This window comes from Dokdonella immobilis (genome assembly GCF_900115085.1).
GTDB classification, from domain to species: Bacteria; Pseudomonadota; Gammaproteobacteria; order Xanthomonadales; family Rhodanobacteraceae; genus Dokdonella; species Dokdonella immobilis.
Map to the genome: position 1 here is coordinate 15,188 of NZ_FOVF01000008.1, position 21,958 is coordinate 37,145.

The following is a 21,958-nucleotide window of genomic DNA, read 5'->3' on the forward strand; positions in this document are numbered from 1 at the left end:
AAAGCGCCTCGCCCGAGGCACCCGGGCGCCGACACGTATGCACGGCCGCGAATACGTGGGGGCGTGGTTGCCTGCTTGCAACGCCTTGGGCGGTGTATGCGAACGACGATCAGTGGTCAAGGAACTCGACGACCCCGGTCTCCAGCGAGTATTCGGCGCCGACGACCCGCAGGCCATCGTCATGAATGAGTTGTTCAAGTATTTCCGAACCATGCCGGAGCTGGTTCACCGACATCCGGATATTGTTGCGCACCGATCGACGCACGAGCTCGTCGTGGTCGTGCGCGAGTTCGGTTCCCATCAGTGCCTCGACGGACGGACGCACGCGATCGACGATCGAGCGCAGGTTGCGCGATTGATCCTCGCTGGGGCGGGCGAGCTGGTCAATCGTCGCCAGTATCGCGCCGCATTGGGTGTGGCCGAGCACGACGACCAGCCGCGCGCCGTGCTGTTCCGCGGAGAATTCGACGCTGCCGACCTGCGAGGGCGCCACGATATTGCCGGCGACACGGATCACGAAGAGGTCGCCGAGCCCCTGGTCGAAGACGATTTCCGCCGGCACCCGCGAATCCGAACAGCCGAGGATGATCGCGAACGGTTGCTGGCCGGTGGCCAGCTCGCGCCTGCGCGACTGGCCGGTCAGGGCGCCGCTGCCGCCGATTTCGGCGACGAAGCGGGCGTTGCCTTCGCGCAATCGTTCCAGAGCCTCGTCTGCTGAAATCATGCGCTTCTCATCCGGACACCGGGGAAATCAGTTTGCCATTGTGCGGCATCGAAAGCATTGTAGGAAGCCGCATCGCTGGAGACGCCCTGCACCTGCGTGGAGACGGTCAAAATCAAAATGGATCCCGGCCTGCGCCGGGATGACGGTGCGGAGAGTTGGGGTTCGGCGCGCTGACGTATCGTTGAGCGAAGGAGCCTCGCGGCTGAATCAACAACGAAGCCGCAACGCGTCGAAAGCCATCGAAACCCGCGCCGTCTGTCGCGCTCTTCGTAAGAGCGCCTTCAGGCGCGATGCTTTTGAATACGATGCGAGGAAGAGCATCGCGGCTGAAGCCGCTCCTACAACGGAGCGGGCACGCGGCACCGGCGACCGAAACCCGCGCCGCCTGTCGCGCTCTTCGTAGGAGCGCCTTCAGGCGCGATGCTCTTGATCAACGCCCAGGGATCTCCAATCCGCAAACAGGACCATTGCGGCTGAAGCGGCGGCATCCGGGCGGTCTGTCAGGAAGGGCAAAGTCAAAATGGATCCCGGCCTGCGCCGGGATGACGGTGAGGGGTACCAGCGCGGCCGCGTCGGAATTCCGGCGCGGCGAATGTGCTCGACCGCGTGCCATGAACGGCTTGCGAAATCCGGCGCGAGCTTTGATGGCGTTTACGGCGTTGCCGCTACGTCATAGGCTCACGATCGGCTTGAAGCCGCCAAAGAACATGCGCTTGCCGTCGAACGGCATGGCCTTCGGATCCATCAGCGAGGCGAGTCGCGGGTCCGCCATGACGAGTTTGTTGATGCGGTCGCGCTCCTTGCGCGAGGCATAGATGATCCAGGAGAACACCACGACCTCGTCGGCCTTCAGCTTTACGCTGCGCGGAAACGAGGTGTGCTTGCCTTCGGGAACATCGTCGCCGACACATTCGGTATAGGCCAGGGCGCCGTGCTCCATCCAGACCTTGCCGGCCTTGCGCGCAATCTTCCGATACTCGCCGAGTTTGTCCTTCGGCACCGGGATGACGAATCCGTCCACGTAGCTCATGGTCGCGTCCTCACTTCAGGGAAACCTATTCCACCATCTCGTGCGGTTCCGCGCACGCGTTCATTCGCTTGCTTCGCTTTTTCGCTCTCACGCACAATCCGTCGCCGGCCACGCCGATGCCGGGCGGATTTGCTCCGCGTGGCTTTGAATCAGGCAAAGTGCCCGCATTTGCGCTGTCTGTCGCCCGAAGGCTCCCAAGGGGAACTCGAATGTCCCATTCCGCCCCACCCGTTCCGGATGCCGCTGCGTCCGATGCCATCGTTTCGATCCGCAATCTCGGCAAGACCTACGCCGGCGGATTCGAGGCCCTGCGGGATATCAACCTCGATATCCGCCGCGGTGAAATCCTCGCCCTGCTCGGTCCCAACGGCGCCGGCAAGACGACCCTGATCAGCATCATCTGCGGCATCGTCAACGCGACCCGGGGTACCGTCTACGCCGATGGCCATGACATCCGCCACGACTATCGGGCCGCGCGCGCCGCGATCGGGCTGGTTCCGCAGGAGCTGCATACCGACGCCTTCGAGTCGGTCATGGCGACGCTGAAGTTCAGCCGTGGCCTGTTCGGAAGGCCGCCGAACCCGGCCCATCTCGAGAAGGTCCTGCGCGACCTGTCGCTGTGGGACAAGCGCAACGCGAAGATCATGACCCTGTCCGGCGGCATGAAACGCCGCGTCCTGATCGCCAAGGCGCTCTCGCACGAGCCGAAGATCCTGTTCCTCGATGAGCCGAGTGCCGGCGTCGACGTCGAGTTGCGCCATGACATGTGGCAGATGGTGCGCCAGCTGCGCGAGTCGGGGACGACGATCATCCTGACCACGCACTACATCGAGGAGGCCGAGGAAATGGCCGACCGCATCGGCGTGATCAACAAGGGCGCCCTGATCGTGGTCGAAGACAAGGCCGTGCTGATGCGCAAGCTGGGCAAGAAGCAGCTGACCCTGAGCCTGCAGCAGGCCATGGAGCGGATTCCCGAGGGCCTGGCCGGGCTGCCGCTCGAGCTTTCCGAGGACGGCCTGACCCTGGTCTACACCTTCGATACACAATCGGAGGAAACCGGGATCGCCGGCCTGTTGCGGCGCCTCGGCGAACAGGGAATCGATTTCAAGGACCTGCGTTCGAGCGAGAGTTCGCTCGAGGAGATCTTCGTCAACCTCGTACGCAAGCCGAAGGGGAATCCGGCATGAACATCCATGGCATCCGCGCCATCTATCGCTTCGAGATGGCTCGCACGTTCCGCACCCTGATGCAGTCGATCGCCTCGCCCGTGCTCTCGACCTCGCTCTACTTCATCGTCTTCGGCGCCGCGATCGGCTCGCGCATGGGCGAGATCGACGGCACCAGCTACGGCGCCTTCATCATTCCGGGCCTGATCATGCTGTCGCTGCTGAACGAGAGCATCTCCAATGCATCCTTCGGCATCTACATGCCGAAATGGGCCGGCACGATCTACGAACTGCTCTCTGCGCCGGTGTCCTGGGTCGAAGTGCTGCTCGGCTATGTCGGTGCCGCGGCGACCAAGTCGGTCATGCTCGGCCTGCTGATCCTGATCACCGCACGATTCTTCGTCGCCTACGAGATCGCCCATCCGATCTGGATGTTCGCGTTCCTCGTACTGACCTCGGTCACCTTCAGCCTGTTCGGCTTCATCATCGGCCTATGGGCCGACGACTTCCAGAAACTGCAGGTGATTCCGCTGATGGTGGTGACCCCGCTGACCTTCCTCGGCGGCGCCTTCTACTCGATCAGCATGCTGCCGCCGCTTTGGCAGAAGATCACCCTGTTCAACCCGGTGGTCTACCTGATCAGCGGATTCCGCTGGAGCTTCTACGGCCACGCCGACGTGCATATCGCGGTCAGCACCGGCATGACCCTGGGCTTCCTGGCGATCTGTCTGGCCATCGTCTCGTGGATTTTCCGCACCGGCTGGAAGCTGCGCAGTTGAATGGCATGAATCACTGACGACGATCCAGGGAGGTAGCGACTGCAGCGCTCGTCTGCGCGCCGGAGGGTTCAAGATGCGCGCGCAGGAATCCGGCGATGCCGCGCCACAAGGCGTCCATGTTCGCGAGCTTCTCGATGCCGTGGCCCTCGCCTTCGAGAATGAGACCGACCGGGGGCCGACCGTCGAGTTCGAGCATGCGCTGCATGCGGCGGCTCTGTTCGGGATCGACCCGGATGTCCTCGGTCCCATGGACGAGCATGATCGGGACCTTCATGTCGCGATGGCGATAGACGGGCGAGGCGGCCACGAATGCATCGTCGTCCGCCACCGGATCGCCCCACCACTTCTTCAGCAGCTTGCGCTGCTCTGCGGTACGTCCGGCATCGCTAGCGTTGTACTGAAGGAGGCGATCGGCGACGCCGGAAACCGAAATGGCACAGCGAAAGCGGTCTGGCCAGCGTACCGTCGATATCAGCGCGGAGTAGCCGCCGTAACTGAATCCGACAACGCACATTCGCGCGGAATCGATCGGATATTCGGCCAGGACGCGCGTGAGGGCGGCGTCGATGTCGTCTTCGATCGCACTGCCGAACTGCTGATAGCCCGCCTCGCGGAACGATTTCCCGAAGCCGTCGGAGCCGCGGTAGTTGACCCTGAGCACGGCGTATCCCAACGAGGCCAGGAACTGCGTGTCCCTGTCGAATCGCAATCGGTCGCTGACTCCAACGGGACCGCCATGCGGCATGACGATCAGAGGGCGCTTCTGTGGCCGATCGGGAATCGTAAGGAATGCCTGGATCTTCAGTCCGTCCTTGCTCGTCACGTTGACGATCCGGGTTGGTGCGAATTGAACATCCTTCAACCAGGGTGCCGCATCCATGATCAGCGCGGCACGGTCGGTGTTTACATCGAGATGGTAGTACTTCGGCGCAAAATCACTACCGTCGACTTCCAGGATCAACTGGCTGCCGTCGGTACTCTGGTCGATCACGACGATGGATTTGCCCGGGAAGACTTTCTGCAATGACTGCACGCGGTTGCGCTCGGTCGCATCGAAATAGTCGCTGATGAGACGCCCCTCGGCGTAGTAGCGCACTCCGATCGGACGATGACCGGCACCGAAAATCGCCGATACGACATCGACGCCCTCCTTGCTGAACAGGGTCTTGGCAATTTTTTGCTCCGCTATGTCAAAGGCGATCAGCTCGCGCTGATTGCGCGCATCGTCGGTGATCGCATAGAGCATGCGGCCGTCGCCCGACAGGGCCAGCGGATCGAAATTCGACTCGCCTTCCAGAGTGAGGAACTCCTGCCGTTTGCGACCGTTCTTCCGCGAAAAGATGAACTTGCCGTCGCGCCAGGAGAGGGCCACGGCCAGTTCCCCGGCGCCATCGGCGAACCACCAGTGTTCGCCCTTGTCCAGTTCATTGATGGCCGCCAACGTATCCGGGTTGAATCGGGCGATTGCCTTTTCATTTGAGATGTCGACCCGATGCACGCGCAGGTTGCCGCGGATGCCGGTCGTCGCGAACAGGATGTGGTCCGGATCGTTCTCGAGCACGTCGAGTATCCGGCCTCGCTGCGGCAGCTGGGCTGCGGCGTAGGTTCGCTTGCCATTGGATCCCGAGCCCACGTGCACGATGTGGATGATCTCGTCGGAATCGCTCTGTTTGGCACCGAGAATCAGAAGTTTCGACGCATCCATGGCGAGCAGGAGGTTGCGATCGCCGGACCAGCGCAGACTTTCAAACGCAATGTCGGTGCGCGCCACCCTGTGGGATTCACCCGTCTTGAGGTCGACAAGGTCAACCGCCCACGTCTCCTTGGCATCCGCGCGCACCTGCATCGCGAGCAGGTCCCCCGCCGGATTGAGTGCAATCGACTCCAGACTTTCCCGCTGCCACAAGGTCTTCGGGCTCAAGGCCAGCTCGCCGGGATCGGGAGGCGCGAGCAACTTGCCGGACAAACTGTCGAGTGCGCCGTGGTCGGCGCGCGCCTTGAGATAGTAGGCGGGGAACGGATCCGCATAGGGGCCGGTATAGACCAGGGGCCACTGCTTGAGCAATTCGGGATAGCTCGATTCGAGCCAGTCGATTGCCAGCAGCGCGCGATCCATACGCTGAATGTACGAGCGGCTGGCCGTGATCCTTCGGACAACCAGATCGCCGGGATAATTGATCGCCCCGGCGCGCACATCGAAATACGATTCCGGATCGCTGCCGAGTCGATAGTCCCACCAGGACCAGGAGCGCGCCCAGTTGCCTATTCGCAACTTGTCCCAGCCATAGCGACCCGCAGCAACCCGGACCAGAACAGTGCTGCGCCCGGCAGCGGGGTTCTTGAGCACCCGTGAGTTCAACACGGCGCCTTCGTGCTTCATGTAGACCGCTTCGAGCGGGAATTCCGTGTCGATGGTGACAAGGAGCAGGCCTTCATCAGCGCCAAGCGCTGGCGACTCGCCCGCTTCCAGGGGGTAGATGCCAGCCGCATGGGCGTACTGATTCGCCGCAGGGCCAAAAAGCAGCGCCGCAAACACCAGAACGAATCCGATCGCGACCGCTCGCCCATCCATTCGCTTGTTCATCCAGCCTCCTCCCTTGGCTCGCGCACCAGAGTGCCGCCATCTGAGGATAGCAGCGCGAACGGTGCGGGGACCATGCATGGCAATCGCAGGCAGGTGGGGACGCCATGGCGGCTCCGGCCAGGATCAGCGAATCCATTTTCCTGCAAATGCCGCAAGGCCGGGCACAACCTGTCGTGCCCGGGTCCCGTGGCCCCGGTGCCGGGTGCAGCACGAGCCTGAGCATTTCACGACAGCCGAGCGTCTTGCAGAGAGGCCTGCCATCGTGAGTGCAAGTCGGCAATGCGCTGCATATGCGTTTTCAAGCCTGGGCAGCCCCCTCCGAGGAGGTTCTGCCGCCCGGGCTCGTCAGGCATCTTCTTCTAATCGAATCCGTTGGCGAAGATCTCGTCCGGCGGCAGCACGTAGCTGGCGAGGATGGTGTAGTTGGTCAGCGCCGTGTAGGCATCGACGATGGCCGTATAGGTGCCGGATTGCGGGGTCGGGAAATTGCACTCCTCGTCGGAGGTGCCACCTGCCGACTGGCAGAGGAACTGCGAGCCGCGCAACACGGTCAGGTCGGCATCCTGATTCGGAACGTTGCCGCTGGTTTCGAAATGCAGGTCGTAGGCGCCGATCGGAACCTCGAGCGTGTAGTAGACCTGGTCGCCCTGGGCCGCGCTCTGGTTGGTCAGGGCGATGCCGTTGACGAGGGTGATCGGGGGTGCGGCGATGCGCACGATGCGGCTGTAGCTGCCGGTCAGGCCGCCATTGTCGGTGACCGTGAGCGCCGCGGTGTAGTTGCCCGGACCGGGATAGGCATGCATCGGATCGGTCTCGACCGAAGTCGCGCTGCCGTCGCCGAAGTCCCAGAGGTGGCTGACGATCGATCCGTCGTTGTCGAGGGACTGGTCGGAGAAGCTCGCATCAAGGCCGTCGCGCTCGATGCTGAAGTCGGCGGTCGGTGGCGCGTTGCCGACGCTGCCGGCGAGGACGACACGCCAGGCGCCGCGGCTGTAGGTGCCTGCGGTCAGGACGTGCGGAAGATCGTCGATCTCCAGGTCCGAGACGACGACGCCGAGCGGCAGGCCGGCCGAGTAGGCGGAGAAGTTGTCGCCGCCGTCGGTGCTCTCGTAGACGCCGATGTCGGTGCCGACGAACAATCGATTGGTATTCAGCGGATCGATCGCGACCGCGTTGGCCGGCACGTTCGGCAGGCCGGTGCCGACTGCGGTCCAGTTGGTGCCGCCGCTGGTCGACCGATACAGGCGCGATTGGCCAAAGCCGGCGCGGGTGATGAACACGCGCTGGGCGTCGACCGGATCCATGGCGATATCGGATACACGACCGCCCGGATAATCGCCGGTGACGTTGTTGAAGACCGGAGACGGGATGCCGGCATCGGGACTGGCGTGGATCTGGCCGTTCGCGGTGCCGATATAGGCCGGGGTCATGCTGCCGTGCACCTGCGGCGTGATCACCGAGATCGTGCCGACATTGCCGCTGACCGCAGTCCAGCTGTTGCCCGTGGTATTGGCCCGGTAGAGCACGTTGGACGAAACGAACAACAGGCTGCCGGCCGAGGCCATCGGGGTCAGGAACTGGAAGGCCGAAGTCGCGACCAGTCCGCTGGTCGGCATCGTCGAATAGCTGCCTGGCGAGCCGCCATCGAATGACCGCACGATGTTCGGCAGGTTGCCCTGCGGATAGCTGGTCTGGAACACGATCGACGGCGTGTTTTCGTCGAAGGCGTTCATGAAACCGTCGCCGCTGGCGAAGGTGAGGTCCCAGACCAGGCTGGTGCGCCGCCCGGAGGAGCCGTTGTCCTGGGCGCCGCCGAGGACGATGTTGGCGTCGAGCGGATTGACGGCAATGTCATAGAACTGGGTGATATTGATGTTCGCGTTCATGTTCAGGAACGAGGTGCCGCCATCGTCGCTGCGCCAGATGCCGCCGTCGCTGCCGACCCAGAAACGGTTCGGGTTGCTGGACGAATAACGCACGACGTGGGTGTCCTGATGCACGGCCTGGGCGGTGCCCCAGGTGCTGGTCAGCGGCGTGAAGCTGACTCCGGCGTCGGTCGAGCGGGCCACGCGGATCGTGCCAAGCAGCACGGTGTCGGCCTGGGTCGGATGCACGGCGATGGTCTGGTTGTAGCCGCACTGGCCCTCGCAGGCATTGCTGTTCTGCAAGGTCCAGTTGGCACCCGCGTCGCCGCTGCGGTAGATCTTCGAACCCATCAGCACATAGAGAACGGCGCTGTTGCTCGGCGCCATGGCCAGGCGTAGGCGTGATCCGCTGACCGAGATGCCGGTATTCGCCGGGACCCAGGTCGCTCCGCCGTCGATGGACTTCTGCACGCCTACGCCGACCAGGCCGGCATAGACGGTCGCCGTGCCCGGCACGAACAGCAGGTCCTCGACGTTGTTGTTGAGGACCTTGGTCCAGCTCAGGCCCTTGTCGGTCGAGCGGTAGACGCCGGCCCCCGACAGCGTGCCGGAAGCGTTGCAGCTGCCGGCGCCACCGACCAGGACCACATTGCCGTCGGTCGGCTGCACGGCGACGGCATTGATGATCGAAAGCGGCATGGCGCCGCCGCCGCTGCCGTTGCGGGCGACCCAGCTGGCTCCGGCATCCTCGCTCAGATAGACGCCCTGACCGAAGTAGCCGGCGCAACCGCCGCCGTTCTTGTCGCCGGTGCCGACCCAGACCGTGCTGGCCAGAGAGGGATCCAGGGTGATGGCGCCGACCGGCAGGGTACCGACCTCATCGAACACGGGGGTCCAGCCTTGTCCGCCATTGGTCGTTTTCCAGACGCCGCCCGCGGCACTGCCGGCGTAGACCGTGTCGTCGTCACCCGGCAAGGGCGTGATCGCGTTGAGGCGCCCGGCCACCCGACCCATGATCCAGTCGACCATGTTCATCGAGGATGGACCGATCTGCTGCCAGGTTTCGCCACTGGCGCTGCGCACGGGATCCAGGGCCAGACGCTGCAGATTCAGCGTCGCTGCCGCATCGGCACGCAGCCGCGCGGCTTCCGGATGCTGGCGCAATCCGCGCGACTCCTCGAACCAGCGCTGGCGCTGCTCGATCTGCCAGCTTTCCTCGCGCGGATCTTCGGAGCTCGATTCGGCGGCGACCGCGAGCGTCGGCAACAGTGCGACGAGGAGCCAGCCCAGACGCCTGGCGGTGACCTTCGAATGCATTCGGTATTTCCCCTGGAGTGGCGTTGCGGTCCGAACAGGCCCTCACTCTGCGGCGAGTCCGCATGGCGGGGCTGCCACGCCAGGTCGACGGCCGTAGATTCGCCGGACCCGGGCAAATCGGCGATGGAGATTAGCCGAAATTCAACCGCGGAAGCCAGTTGCCAAGGTCAGGGACGCGCTCAGTTTCCGAAACGCTGGCCGGGCGGAACCAGCGGCGTGATGTTGCCGCTCGGCCGCGCATCGGCAGCACGGCGTTCGAGCCAGTTGAGCAGGGGCGTCCAGTCATCGCGATGGGCAAGCACGGCCTTGCTGTCATTGTCGAACACGCTCTGGCCGCGGTCGGCCAGGCCGACGTAGACCTGCGAATCGCGCACCCGGATCATGGCGGCTTCGGTCAGGCGCTCCAGCGTCGTATCGAGTTGGCGTGCCGAAATCGTGTTCGCGCGCAGCCGGTTGGCGATCATGGCGACGCGCAGGCGGCCTTTGCGCACCTCGTCGAGCTTGCGCACCATGTCGATGAAGCCCAGGGTTGCGCGCAGGTCGATCGGCGACGGGATCACCGGGATGACCAGCGCATCGGCATGCCGGGCGAACTGGGCGAACTCATGCGAGCGCAAGCCGGCCGGCGTGTCGATCAGCAGGACTTCGGTCTTCGCCGGTATGCGCAGCACCCAGCCGGAGCTGAGGCCGTAGGACGGGTCGTTGCTGGCCAGTGCATGCACCTGCGGCAGGTGCTCCGAGCGTTGCGCGCACCAGGCCGACGACGACCCCTGCGGATCGCAGTCGATCAGGGTCGTGGCCCGGCCGCTGCGGGCAAAGTAGCCGGCCAGGGTCGTTGTCAGCGTGGTCTTCCCGCACCCGCCCTTGCTGTTGGCAACCAGAACTCGAAACATGCCTTCGCCGACCCGAAACCCCTTCCCGTGCGCCACTTTACGCTAGTTCGCGCCATTTGCATTCATTCCGGATCGAATGGACGGCTGGACGTCCGGGCTGCGGGGGCATGGCAGCGGCCGACGGCGCCGCGCGCGAAGATCGGCCGTTGCGCGGCGATGGATTCGTTCAAGGTGTCGCGACCGGGCTGGCCTGGATGGTCGGCCTCGCGCTGCCTGGATCGAGGTTCCGGCGCAGGAATCCGGCAATGCCGGACCACAGGCGTTCGGTGTTGGCCATGCCCTCGATGGTATGCCCGCTTTCGTCGAAGATCAGGCCAACCGGCGGATTGCCGGCGAGCTCGAGCATGCGTTGCATGCGGCGTTCGTGCTCGATATCGACGCGCGGATCGAGGCGGCCATGGACGAGCATCACCGGCACGGTGATGTCGCGATAGCGATAGACCGGGGAGGTCTCGACCATCTGGCGCTGTTCGGTCGCCGGATCGCCGACGATCTTCTCGAGCACCTTGCGCCCGTCGGCGGTCAGGGCGGAATCGCTGGCGGTGAAGAACAGCAGGCGATCGCTGATGCCGGACACCGAAATGGCACAACGGTAGCGCTCGGGGGCGCGCGCGACGGCGATCAGGGCCGAATAGCCACCGTAGCTGAAGCCGAGCGTGCACATGCGCGCCGGATCGACCGGGTAGTGCTTCAGGGCCCCGGCCAGTGCCGCATCGATATCGTCCTCGATGAGGGTCCCGGACTTGCCGTAGCCGGCCTCGCGAAAGGCCTTGCCATAGCCGCCGGAGCCGCGGAAGTTGACGCGCAACACGGCAAATCCGAGCGAGGCGAGAAACTGCACATCGCGATCGAAATGCAGGTGGTCGCTGACACCGACCGGTCCGCCGTGCGGCATCACGATGAGCGGTCGCGGGCCATCGCTCGCCGGAAGGGTCAGGAAGGCCTCGATCGGCAATCCGTCCTTGCCGACGGCGGTGATGAGCGATGTCGGCGCAAACCGGTAGGTGCCAAGCCACGGCAGGGTGTCTTCGATCAACACAGCCCGACGGTCCGCCGTATCGAGCTGGTAGACCTTCGGCGTCTCGTCGGCCGCGTCGACCATCAGGATCAGGCGACCACCATCGAGGCTCTGGTCGATCACCGAGACGCTGCGGCCCGGAAAGGCCGCCGCCACCATCGCCGCGCGTTCGCGATCCTGACGGTCGAAGTATTCGTTGACCAGGCGCCCGCCCTGGTAGTAACGCACGCCGATCGCGTCATTGCGCGCATTGAACAGCGGCGACACGATATCGACGCCGGGCTTGCTGAACAGGGTTCGCGAGATGCGTCGTGCAGCGATGTCGAACTCGACCAGCTCGCGCTGCTCGCGATCCTCCCCGCTCAGCCCGATCAGCGACTTGCCGTCATAGGACAAGGCCGATGGGGTGAAACCGGCACCGGCGCTGAGGCGAAAGAATTCGGCGAAACGGTCGCCGTTCCGGTTCATCAGGACGCTTTCGCCATCACGGACCACGACCGCGACGCTGAGCTGTCCGGCGCCATCGGCAAACCACCAGCGTTCGTCCCTGAGGCCCATGTTCAGGCGCTCGGCCGGATCGGCGCGGAAACGGTCGAGGGCCGACTGGTTCGAGACGTCGAGCCTGTGCACGAGCAGGCCGCCGTTCTTCGCGGTCGATGCAAACAGGATGTGCGCGGGGTCTTCGGCGAGCGGATCGAGGACGCGCCCCGTGCGTTTGAAGGCGAGTTGCCGGTAGTGGTGCCTGCCGGTCGCGTCGGTATCGATATGGACCACGGCAACGCGCGGCCCGACCGTCGGTTCAGTGAACGAAAGCAGCAGGGTTTCATCGCCCGACCATTGCATGACCTCGAACGGCAGCTCCGAACGCACGATCTGCTGCGCCTCGGCGGCCTCGAGATCGAGCATGTCGATGGTCCAGTGCTTGCCGTCCGCGTCGACACGATGGATCGCCAGCAGCTTGCCGCCCGGACTCAGGCTGACGCCCTGCAACCGTTCGGACCGCCAGAGCGTCTCCACCGGCAATGGCAGCGGACCGGGGTCGGGTGGGGGCGCCAACGCCGGGCGATGACTCCGGGCATCGCCTGCGGCCCCCTCCGCCTTTCGATAGAACTCGGGGAATGGGTCGGCGTAGTGGCCGGAGTAGGCAAACGGATAGCGCCGATAAAGATCGGGATACGTCGATTCGAGCCAGTCCATGGCGGCCAGGCCACGATTGGTCGCATGGATGTAGGCGTTGTCGAATCCGACCGGCCGGAATGAAAGGTCGCCGGCATAGACGATCTGGCCCGACCTCACTTCGAAGCGGAACTCCGGATTGTCCTTGAGTTTGTAGGCCATGCCCGAGGGCGTGCGCAGGGTGTCCCAGACATAGGTGCCGGACGGCACCCGCATGAGCTGCAGGTTGCGCCCTCGCGGCGTGCGCCGCAGCACGCTGGACTTGAGCATGGCGCCGTCCCTGCGCATGTAGACCCCATCGAGCTGGATGGCCGAATCGACCACCACGAGCAGAAATCCCTCGTCGACGCCGAGCTCCGGCTGCTCACCCGGCTCGACCGGATACATGCCGCCGCCGGCGACCGCCGGCGGCACCTGCAGGATGCTCGCGGCGACCCATGCCATGACCCTGAGGACGACGGCGGTGAACGTCGATGGTCTCTTTGTGGTCCAGTGCATGCGAAGATCCCGCGCAGGCCCGGATAGGAGTCTATGCAATCGCATCGCTGCTGGCGATGCGCTGGCGACCGAGGTCCGCCCGGCCGGGACGCCTGGATTTCCGCCGCGCCGCTGCCCGACCGCTCGCCCTCAGGGAGGACACCGATGAAACGATGGATCCTGCTGTCGCTGCTGGCTTGCAGTTCGCTCCTGCCCGCCGCGCCGCCGCCGGCCGCGGTTCACGCCGAAATCGACGCGCTGTTGCAGGCGCTTTCGAATTCCGATTGCGAGTTCTACCGCAACGGCAGCTGGTATCCGGGCTCCAGGGCCGCCAGCCACCTGCAGCGCAAGCTGGACTACTTCGAGCGCAAGGGCCTGATCAGCGACGCGGCGAGCTTCGTCGATGCGGCAGCAACGCGCAGCAGCCTGAGTGGGGAGGCCTACCAGGTCCGTTGTCCGGGACATCCGGCAGAACCGAGTGCGCAGTGGCTGAATCGGAAACTCGAACAGTTTCGTGCCGGCGCGGGCGCAGCCCGCCACTGAGCTTTCCGACATTGTCCTGAGCGTGGATCATGCCCGAGGGTCGCCCATCCGCTGTGCGGCGTTCCTCCTTGCCGGCCAGCCCGCGGCGGGACGGCAAGTTCGCGGCTCGGATCAGATGGGACAATTGGGCACATGCGTATCGCCATCATCGGTAATTCGGGTTCCGGCAAATCGACCCTGGCTGGACAGCTCGCCAGACGATGCGGTCTGGCCGTGCGCGACCCCGGAAGGATCTGAAAAAGCGGCACAACCCTTCTTGAGGTCCCCTCTTTTCGAACGTGCCACGGTGCGCATAATGCGCTGGCAGCGCCCATGTGATGCGACCCTGCTCGACCTGATCCTGGAGAGCGCATGAACGATTCCACCGGGAAGGCCCTGAGCAAGGTGCCCGAAGTCACCCTGATCTTCTGGATCATCAAGGTATTCGCCACGACCCTCGGCGAGACCGGCGGCGATGCGGTGTCGATGTCGATGGGCCTTGGCTACCTGGTCGGCACCGAGCTCTTTGCTGCAGCCTTCATCGTTGCCGTGGTCGCCCAGGTTTCGGCGCGCCGCTTCCACCCCATGCTGTACTGGGTCACGATCATCGCCACCACCACGGTCGGCACGACCCTGGCCGACTACGCCACGCGCTCGCTCGGCATCGGCTACGCTGGCGGCACGGCGATCCTGTTCGGCCTGCTGCTGGCCTCGCTGTGGATCTGGTATCGCACGCTTGGATCGATCGCCGTCGACACCGTGAGTTCGCCGCGCTCCGAAGTCTACTACTGGGTCACGATCATGTTTTCGCAGACGCTTGGCACGGCCCTTGGCGACTGGACCGCCGATACGGCCGGGCTCGGCTTCGACGGCGGCGCGCTGCTCTTCGGCGCCTTGTTGATGGTGCTCGCCGGCCTTTACTGGTGGACCCGCCTCTCGCGCACGGCGCTGTTCTGGGCGGCGTTCATCCTGACCCGCCCGCTCGGCGCGGTGGTTGGCGACCTGCTCGACAAGCCGGTTGCCGAAGGTGGGCTGGCCCTGAGTCGCTACTCCGCATCGGCCGTGCTCGTCGTTTTCATCCTGGTCTGCATTCTCGTCTTCCCGCAGCGCCCGGCGGCACGCACGCATTGAGGGGACGCGCGGGGTCGCCGGCAACGATGCGTCGACATCCAGCGCGGACCGATTCGGACTCGTCGGCCATACCCGTTATGATCCCCGTTCATTTCAAGGGGAGGACCGCATGAGTCTCTTTTCCACGTTGACCCGCCACAAGACCGTCCAGCAGCTGCAGGCCGAACTCGGCCAGCGCAAGGAACTGCGCCGCGTGCTCGGCGTCTGGCAACTCACCAGCATCGGCCTCGGCGGCATCATCGGTGTCGGCATCTTCGTCCTCGCCGGCCAGCAGGCCGCGGCCAATGCCGGGCCGGCGGTCGCGCTCGCCTTCATCATCGCCGGTATCGCCAGCGGTGCCGCGGCGCTGTGCTACGCCGAGTTCGCCGGCCTCATTCCGGTTACCGGCAGCGCCTATACCTATGGCTATGCCGTGCTCGGCGAGTTTGTCGCCTGGCTGATCGGCTGGGACCTGCTGCTGGAATACGCCCTGATCGTGGCGGCGGTGGCCAGCGGCTGGTCGGGCTACATGCAGAACATCCTCGAACATTTCGGCCTTGGCCTGCCGCTCTGGGCGCAGGGCGCCATCGGCACTGGCGAAGGCCATGTGTTCAACCTGATCGCCGCGCTGGTCGCGATGGGCGTGGCCGTCCTGCTGACCGCACGCACCGAAGTCGGTGCGCGCCTGAACACGATCGTCGTCGCCGCCAAGATCGTCGGCGTCGCCCTGGTCATCATCGTCGGCGCCTTCTACATCGACCCGTCGAACTGGGTTCCGTTCGTGCCCGAGGAGGTCATCCATCCGGACGGCACCCGCCAGTATGGCTGGCATGGCGTCACCGCGGCTGCGGCGGTGGTCTTCTTCGCGGTGTTCGGTTACGACACGTTGACCACGGCGGCCGAGGAATCGCGCGACCCGCAACGCGACCTGCCACGCGCGATCCTGCTCTCACTCGGCATCTCGATGCTGCTCTACCTGACCATCTCGATGGTCCTGACCGGCGTTGCCCACTATACGACCCTGGACAACCCGGCACCGGTTGCCAATGCCTTCGGCAACCTCGGCATGGGCTGGGTCAGCGTGGCCATATCGGTGACCGCGGTGACCAGCATCATCAGCGTGATCTTCGCCTTCATGCTGGCCGCCGCACGGATCTGGTTCTCGCTCTCGCGCGATGGCCTGCTGCCGGCCTGGTTCGCCAAGGTCCATCCGAGCACCGGCACGCCGTACCGGCCGACCCTGATCCTCGGCGTGGTCACGGCCATCGCCGCCGGCCTGCTGCCACTCGACGAACTGGCCAAGCTGGTCAACATCGGTGCGCTGAGCGCGTTCGTCGTGATCTGCAGCGCCGTGCTCGTGCTGCGCTACAAGCAGCCCGACCTGCATCGCGCGTTCCGCACGCCGTTCGTGCCCTTCGTGCCGGTCATCGGCATCGGCTTCTCGATCTGGCTGCTGGCCCTGCTGCCTTGGGCGACCTGGGAGCGCTTCGTGATCTGGCTCGTGATCGGTCTGGTTGTGTATTTCGCCTACGGCATCCGCCACAGCAAGCTGGCCCGCGGCGACTGAGGACGTGGTTGGCGCAGGTCGGCGCGTCGGCCGACCTGCGCCTCGCGTGATGAGCCGTTCGGCGGTGCCGGGCTGCGGGGTGTTGCCGGCCTTGCTGTCCAAGCAAGGCCGCGGGTCAGCCTCGCGTTCGCGGCCGCGGGAAAACGCGGTCGACTCAGGGCGTGGCCGGCACCGGCTCGAAGCCGGTGCGGAAAATCGTGTTGACGATATCGCGGCCGTTGACGGTAAACGGCAGATCGACCAGGTAGGGCGAAGTGCCGTTCTCGAACAGGCGCCATTGGCCGCCGGCCTCGAAGCAATCGTTCTCCGGATCGGTGATGTTCGCAGGACACTTCTTGCGGGCGAATCCGCCGGCCGCCGTATAGGCCTGGCCGAGAATGCTGACGGGCGGGGTGAAGGTTTCACCGGCCTGCGGACCGGTCAGCTGCCAGTCGACCCAGTACTGATTCGATGTCAGCGGCAGGTTCGGGACGAGAATCGTCAGGCGCTGGATCCTGCGCTGGGTGTCGCTCAGCGGGTTGGCCATGGACTGCGCAGCGCGATAGGCATCGGGCTCGGACGAAACGAGGACATTGGTCGCCGAGCCATCGAAGACCTTGGTGCTACCCGAGCCTTCCGGCGGGCCAAGCCAGATACTGACCCGCGCATCGGTGAATGCCGCTTCCGATCCGGTCTGATAGGCAAACAGGGTGAGGCTGTCGATGATGAAGACATGATCGAGCGGTACCACGAAGTCGTCCGCGAGGCGATAGCTCGGACCCGCGGCAAATCCCAGTGCCGTATAGCCCGGGTAGGTGACATCCTGCGCCATGCTGACGTCCTCACCCGACACATGCGCGCCGGGATGGGTGACATAGGGTCCATTGCTGTAGATCTGCTCGGCCGACGCGCCGGTCGCCAGCAACGATCCGGCAATACAGCTCAGAACAGCTGCGAGACTGCGACTCTTCATTCCGCTTTCCTCTATTCAGATGCCGGGCGGACCGGTCAGGGGGACCGGTCCGGGCGGTCGATCGGCGGGGTTCGGCGCCGGCGACCAAACCGCAAGTTTAGCGCGTGGATCGTGGATTGGGTGCGCCCGAGTCTCGACATCGCGAGTGCCAGGACAACGCTGGGTCTGGTGGCGCACGCGACCTGGCGTTCAGAAAGCGTGTCGGTCGTACTGCGTGGCGATCTGGACGGGGCTGACCCCAATGCACTGCGCCGACTGCCGGGCGGGCCTCAGAGGTGCCATCTTTCCCGATACAAACCAAACGGTTAGGTGGGAGCCATCTGCGCTCGTTTCGTTCCGGGGCGGGCCTGGAAGACGGCCGGTCTATCTGCGCCGGTGCCGCGAACCGCAGGCCCCCGGGCGACGCGTCGATCGCGCCGGTGGATCGGCATGGCCCCGGCGAAGGCAACGGGAGCCGGGGCGGACCGGCCCGAATGGCCAGCCTCGAGGGCGCTCAGCCCTTGCCGCTGGATTCGGCGGCCGCCGGCGGACTGGCCGGCCGCCGCTGCAGGGCCATGGCCTTGAGCACATTGAGCGCCTCGCTCAGGGCGTAGTCGCTGGGAGCACCGCGCCGCGCCGCCGGCACGTCGGCCGGTGCAGCGCCTGCCTCGACCTCGCCGTCGCCCTTCAGATGATTGCGCAGGTCGCGTTCGCTGATGCCCGAAAACGGGTCGTTCTCGTTGGCACTGAGGGCAAGGTCGGCCAGTTCGATGTCGGGCTTGATGCCGGAGGCCTGGATCGAGATGCCGCTCGGCGTGTAGTAGCGGGCGGTGGTCAACTTGAGCGCGTGGGTCTCGTCAAGGGTCAGCACGGTCTGCACCGAGCCCTTGCCGAAGCTGCGCCGTCCCATCAGCAGGGCGCGATGATTGTCCTTCAGCGCACCCGCGACGATTTCCGCGGCGGAAGCGCTGCCATTGTCGATCAGCACCACCAGCGGCGCCGCATCGAGGGCATCGCCCGGGGTCGCCTGGAAGGCCATGTCGGCCTCGCGGATACGGCCCTTGGTGGTGACGATGGTGCCGGCGTCGAGCAGCAGGTCGCTGACTTCGACAGCCGAGGAGAGCAAGCCGCCGGGGTTGCTGCGCAGGTCGAGCACGGCACCGGCCAGCGGTTTGCCGTTGTCCTTTTGCAGGCGGGCGATGCGCTTGCGCAGGTCGCTGCCGGTCTCGGACTGGAACTGGCTGACCCGCAGGTAGGCGTAGCCCGGTTCGAGCAGGCGGCCGCGCACGCTGGCGACGCGGATCGTCTCGCGCTTGAGCTTGATGTCCTGCGGCAGGTTGGCGCCGAGGCGCAGGATGGACAGGGTCACTTCCCTGCCCGGCGGGCCGCGCAGCATGTCGACCGCATCGCTGAGGTTGTCGGCCTGGACCGGCACATTGTCGATGCGCAGGATGGTATCGCCCGGCTTGATGCCGGCGCGCGCCGCCGGGGTATCGTCGATCGGTGCGATCACGCGCAGCGCGCCGTCGGCGGTGGTGACCTCGAGACCCAGGCCTTCATAGCTGCCCGAGGTGTCCTCGGTCAGCTGGTCAAGCGCACTGGCCTCCAGATACTCGCTGTGCGGATCGAGGCCGACCAGCATGCCCTTGATCGCGGCCTGCATGAGGACATGGTCATCGACCGGCTCGACATAGGCCTGCTTGATCAGGCTCAGTACGGCCGTGAACTTGCGCACGTCGTCGAGATCGATCTGGCCGGCCGGCGCCGGCGCCGGAGCGGTTTCGGGCGCGTCGGCTTCATCCAGCGCCGCCCCGACGTCCGCGTCGTCCGGCAGGTCGGGCGCAGGGGGCGGGGTGGCGGGCTGGGCCAGGGCGCCGCCGGCAAACAGCAGGGCCAGCAGCAGCGGAAGCGATACGGGGCGAAGGGACATCGGAAACCTCACGGGAATGCGCCGATCATAGCGCGAGTGGGTCTTCGCGCGGTTCGGCATCGGGCTGCTGCGCGCTCAACGCAGCCAGGACTTCGGATTGATCGGCTTGCCCTGCAGGCGCAGCTCGAAATACAGCGCAGGCGACTTCTGGCCACCGCTGCTGCCGCTGGTGGCGATCGTGTCGCCGGCCGAGACCCAGTCGCCGACCTCCTTGCGCAATGCATCGTTGTAGGCATAGAGACTCATGTAGCCATCGCCGTGATCGAGAATCAGCAACATGCCGTAGCCCTTGAGCCAGTCGGCATAGGCGACCCGGCCGCGCGCGATCGCATGCACCTCGCTGCCGCTGTCGGCCCGGATCAGCCAGCCGGAAATGCGCCGGCCACTCTCGTCGGTGCCGCCGAACTGCGTACTAACCTTGCCGCGCACCGGCAGCTTCATTCGACCACGCAGGCTGGCAAACGGTTCCGCGCCGTCGAGCCGGCTCGGAATGTCGGCAAACACGTCGCGCAGGCGTTCGAGCAGGTCGAGCAGGCCTTTTTCGTCCCGGGCCATGACCGCCAGCCGTGCCTGCTGGTCGTTCAGCCGCGCATCGAGCCCGGCCAGCAGCGTCTCGCGCTCGCCGCGCCGTTCCTCGAGCTGGCGGACCTCGCCCTCGCGCTCGCCGCGCGTCGCATTCAGCTCGGCAGTCTTGGTTTCGATCGCCCGCTGCAGGTCGGCCAGTTGCTGGAGATCGGCCATCAGGTTGTCGATGCGCTCGACCCGGGCACGCTGGAAATAGCGGTGATAGGCCAGCACGCGTGCGATCGCGTCGACGTCCTCCTGCTGCAGGAGCAGCTTGAGTTCCTCGTTGCGGCCAAGCGCATAGGCCGAGCGCAGCAGCACGGCCAGGTCCTCGCGTTGCGCCTTGAGCTTGTTCGCCAGCGCCGAGCGCTCGTCCTCGAGCGCGGCCAGTTCCTGTTGCCGGTCGGCCAGCTGCACGTCGATCGCGCGCACCTCGCCGAGGGCCACGGCAATGGCGGTCTCGGCCTCACGCAAGGCGCGCGTTGCCTCGTCCTTCTCGCCACTGGTCGCGCGCAGTTCCGCGGTCAGCGTGCGGATGTCGGCGCGCAGGCGTTCGAGGCGCTGGCGGGCCGCGGCTTCGCTGGCGGCCTTCTGCGGATCCTCGGGCTGCGCGACCGCCAGCAGGCTGACCAGCACGAGCAGGCCCGCAGCAATCCGGGGCATGCGCATCAGCCGAATGCGACGAGGCTGTGGCCGCTCATTTCGGCGGGCGCATCGAGGCCCATCAGGGCGAGCACGGTCGGCGCCAGATCGCGCAGGGCGCCGTCGTGCAGGCGCGCCTTGCGGCCGACGTAGACCAACGGAACCGGACCGACCGTGTGCTGGGTATGCGCGATGCCCTGTTCATCGACCATCTGCTCGAGATTGCCGTGATCGGCACTGACCAGCATTTCGCCGCCACTCTCGCGGATCGCCGCGGTGATCCGGCCGAGCGCCACATCGATCGCCTCGGCAGCCTTGATCGCCGCGCTTTCGATGCCGCTGTGGCCGACCATGTCGGCATTGGCGATGTTGCAGACGATGAAGTCGAAGCGGCCGCCGCGGATTTCGGCGACCAGTCGCTCGGTCAGTTCGGGCAGGCTCATCTCGGGCTTCAAGTCGTAGGTGGCGACCTGCGGGCTCGGCACGAGGATGCGCTCCTCGCCGGCGAACGGTTGCTCGCGGCCGCCCGAGAAGAAGAACGTCACGTGCGCGTATTTCTCGGTTTCGGCGATACGCAGCTGGTGCAGGCCGCGCTCGGCCAGCACTTCGCCCAGCGTGTCGTGCATCGACTGCGCGGCGAACGCGATCGCGGTCACCGGCAGGTCGGCCGCGTATTCGGTCAGGCTGACGAAGGCCGACAGGGCCGGCCTGCGCTCGAGCGCAAAGCCGTCGAAGGCCGGATCGACGAAGACCCGGCTCAGCTGGCGCGCCCGATCGGCGCGGAAATTCATGAACACGACCGCATCGCCATCGGCCATCGGACGGCCGGCGCCGATCACGGTCGGCTGCACGAACTCGTCGTTCTCGTCGCGCGCATAGGCGGCTTCGAGGGCGCCCATGGCGCTCTCGGCATGCTGCGCGGATCGCGCCTCGATGATCGCGTCGCAGGCCCGCTTGACCCGGTCCCAGCGCTGGTCGCGATCCATCGCGTAATAGCGGCCGCTGACCGTGGCGATGTGCGCGCCGGGGTGTTCAGCGCATTTCGCGTCGAGTTGCAGCAACGAATCCGCGGCGCTGCGCGGCGGCGTGTCGCGACCATCGAGAAACGCATGCACGGCAATGCGCGTGACGCCGGCAGCGGCGGCGAGGTCGATCATGGCGAAGATGTGGCGCTCGTGGCTGTGAACGCCACCCGGCGAAAGCAGCCCGAACACGTGCAGGCAGCCGTCGTTGCGACGCGCGGCTTCGCAGGCGCCGAGCAGGGCCGGGTTGCGCGCGAAGCTGCCATCGGCAATGGCGGCGTCGATGCGGGTCAGGTCCTGGTAGACGATGCGCCCGGATCCGATGTTCATGTGACCGACTTCGGAGTTGCCCATCTGGCCATCCGGAAGTCCGACGCTGAGCCCGTGCGTGTCGACCAGGCTGTGCGGACATTCGGCGAGCAGGCGTCGCCAGTTCGGACAGTCGGCGAGGGCGATCGCATTGTGCGCGGTTTCCTCGCGATGGCCCCAGCCATCGAGGATCAGCAGGAGCACGGGTTTTGGTCGGGACATGGGTAGACTCGGGAAGTGAACGGGCGCACCCGGCAGGGCGGCAGCCGGAATGGTAACGGATGCGTGAGGTCGGTACCGTCCGGCGCGCTCGAATGGGCGTCGGGCGACAT

At 65.7% G+C, this 21,958-nt stretch carries 15 protein-coding genes; 5 read left to right on the forward strand and 10 right to left on the reverse strand.

Going from position 1 to position 21,958, the window contains the following annotated elements; translation table 11 throughout:
• Positions 1-109: 109 nt before the first annotated feature.
• Both BM125_RS07870 and BM125_RS07875 read right to left on the reverse strand, forming a co-directional pair.
• A complete protein-coding gene (locus BM125_RS07870; RefSeq protein WP_092406685.1) occupies positions 110-724 on the reverse strand; it encodes a carbonic anhydrase in 615 nt (204 codons plus the stop codon).
• Positions 725-1,394: 670 nt separating this feature from the next.
• Positions 1,395-1,754 (reverse strand): DUF1428 domain-containing protein, encoded by a 360-nt coding sequence (locus tag BM125_RS07875; protein ID WP_092406687.1) that lies wholly within the window; start codon positions 1,752-1,754, stop codon positions 1,395-1,397.
• A gap of 209 nt (positions 1,755-1,963) precedes the next feature.
• Here BM125_RS07875 and BM125_RS07880 point away from each other — a divergent pair, with 209 nt between their 5' ends.
• Together BM125_RS07880 and BM125_RS07885 are read left to right on the forward strand one after the other, a co-directional pair.
• Positions 1,964-2,941 (forward strand): ABC transporter ATP-binding protein, encoded by a 978-nt coding sequence (locus BM125_RS07880; protein WP_092406689.1) that lies wholly within the window; start codon positions 1,964-1,966, stop codon positions 2,939-2,941.
• A complete protein-coding gene (locus tag BM125_RS07885; RefSeq protein WP_092406691.1) occupies positions 2,938-3,699 on the forward strand; it encodes an ABC transporter permease in 762 nt (253 codons plus the stop codon). The genes BM125_RS07880 and BM125_RS07885 overlap by 4 nt, the downstream gene beginning before the upstream one ends.
• A 10-nt stretch (positions 3,700-3,709) precedes the next feature.
• Here BM125_RS07885 and BM125_RS07890 read toward each other — a convergent pair whose 3' ends face one another.
• From BM125_RS07890 to BM125_RS07905, 4 genes are all read right to left on the reverse strand, one after another.
• Positions 3,710-6,283, reverse strand: coding sequence for an alpha/beta hydrolase family protein (locus BM125_RS07890; protein ID WP_175497961.1), 2,574 nt, complete (start codon positions 6,281-6,283; stop codon positions 3,710-3,712).
• A gap of 359 nt (positions 6,284-6,642) precedes the next feature.
• Complete coding sequence (locus BM125_RS20800; RefSeq protein ID WP_092406695.1) at positions 6,643-9,465, reverse strand: PKD domain-containing protein; 2,823 nt, start codon at positions 9,463-9,465, stop codon at positions 6,643-6,645.
• A 179-nt stretch (positions 9,466-9,644) separates the two neighbouring features.
• Positions 9,645-10,358, reverse strand: coding sequence for a ParA family protein (locus BM125_RS07900; RefSeq protein WP_139224901.1), 714 nt, complete (start codon positions 10,356-10,358; stop codon positions 9,645-9,647).
• 166 nt (positions 10,359-10,524) lie between these two features.
• Positions 10,525-13,050 carry an alpha/beta hydrolase family protein gene (locus BM125_RS07905; protein WP_175497962.1) on the reverse strand — a complete coding sequence of 842 codons (2,526 nt, stop codon included), beginning with the start codon at positions 13,048-13,050 and terminating at the stop codon, positions 10,525-10,527.
• Between the two features lie 144 nt (positions 13,051-13,194).
• Here BM125_RS07905 and BM125_RS07910 point away from each other — a divergent pair, with 144 nt between their 5' ends.
• The 3 genes from BM125_RS07910 to BM125_RS07920 all read left to right on the forward strand — a co-directional run bounded on the left by BM125_RS07910 (position 13,195) and on the right by BM125_RS07920 (position 16,228).
• A complete protein-coding gene (locus tag BM125_RS07910; protein ID WP_092406701.1) occupies positions 13,195-13,572 on the forward strand; it encodes a DUF5329 family protein in 378 nt (125 codons plus the stop codon).
• Between the two features lie 351 nt (positions 13,573-13,923).
• Positions 13,924-14,682, forward strand: a complete 759-nt coding sequence (locus tag BM125_RS07915) for a COG4705 family protein (RefSeq protein WP_092406703.1) — start codon at positions 13,924-13,926, stop codon at positions 14,680-14,682.
• A gap of 109 nt (positions 14,683-14,791) precedes the next feature.
• Positions 14,792-16,228: an amino acid permease gene (locus tag BM125_RS07920; RefSeq protein ID WP_092406705.1), complete on the forward strand. Its 1,437-nt coding sequence runs from the start codon at positions 14,792-14,794 to the stop codon at positions 16,226-16,228.
• Positions 16,229-16,382: 154 nt separating this feature from the next.
• Here BM125_RS07920 and BM125_RS07925 read toward each other — a convergent pair whose 3' ends face one another.
• The 4 genes from BM125_RS07925 to gpmI form a co-directional block, all read right to left on the reverse strand.
• Positions 16,383-17,180, reverse strand: a complete 798-nt coding sequence (locus BM125_RS07925; RefSeq protein WP_139224902.1) for a hypothetical protein — start codon at positions 17,178-17,180, stop codon at positions 16,383-16,385.
• A 493-nt stretch (positions 17,181-17,673) separates the two neighbouring features.
• The gene (locus BM125_RS07930) at positions 17,674-19,089 is read right to left on the reverse strand and encodes a S41 family peptidase (protein WP_092406882.1); all 1,416 of its coding nucleotides are present in this window, start codon (positions 19,087-19,089) and stop codon (positions 17,674-17,676) included.
• Positions 19,090-19,164: 75 nt separating this feature from the next.
• Positions 19,165-20,322, reverse strand: coding sequence for a murein hydrolase activator EnvC family protein (locus BM125_RS07935; protein ID WP_092406709.1), 1,158 nt, complete (start codon positions 20,320-20,322; stop codon positions 19,165-19,167).
• Positions 20,322-21,848 (reverse strand): 2,3-bisphosphoglycerate-independent phosphoglycerate mutase, encoded by a 1,527-nt coding sequence (gene gpmI / locus BM125_RS07940; RefSeq protein WP_092406711.1) that lies wholly within the window; start codon positions 21,846-21,848, stop codon positions 20,322-20,324. The genes BM125_RS07935 and gpmI overlap by 1 nt, the downstream gene beginning before the upstream one ends.
• Positions 21,849-21,958 lie beyond the last annotated feature (110 nt).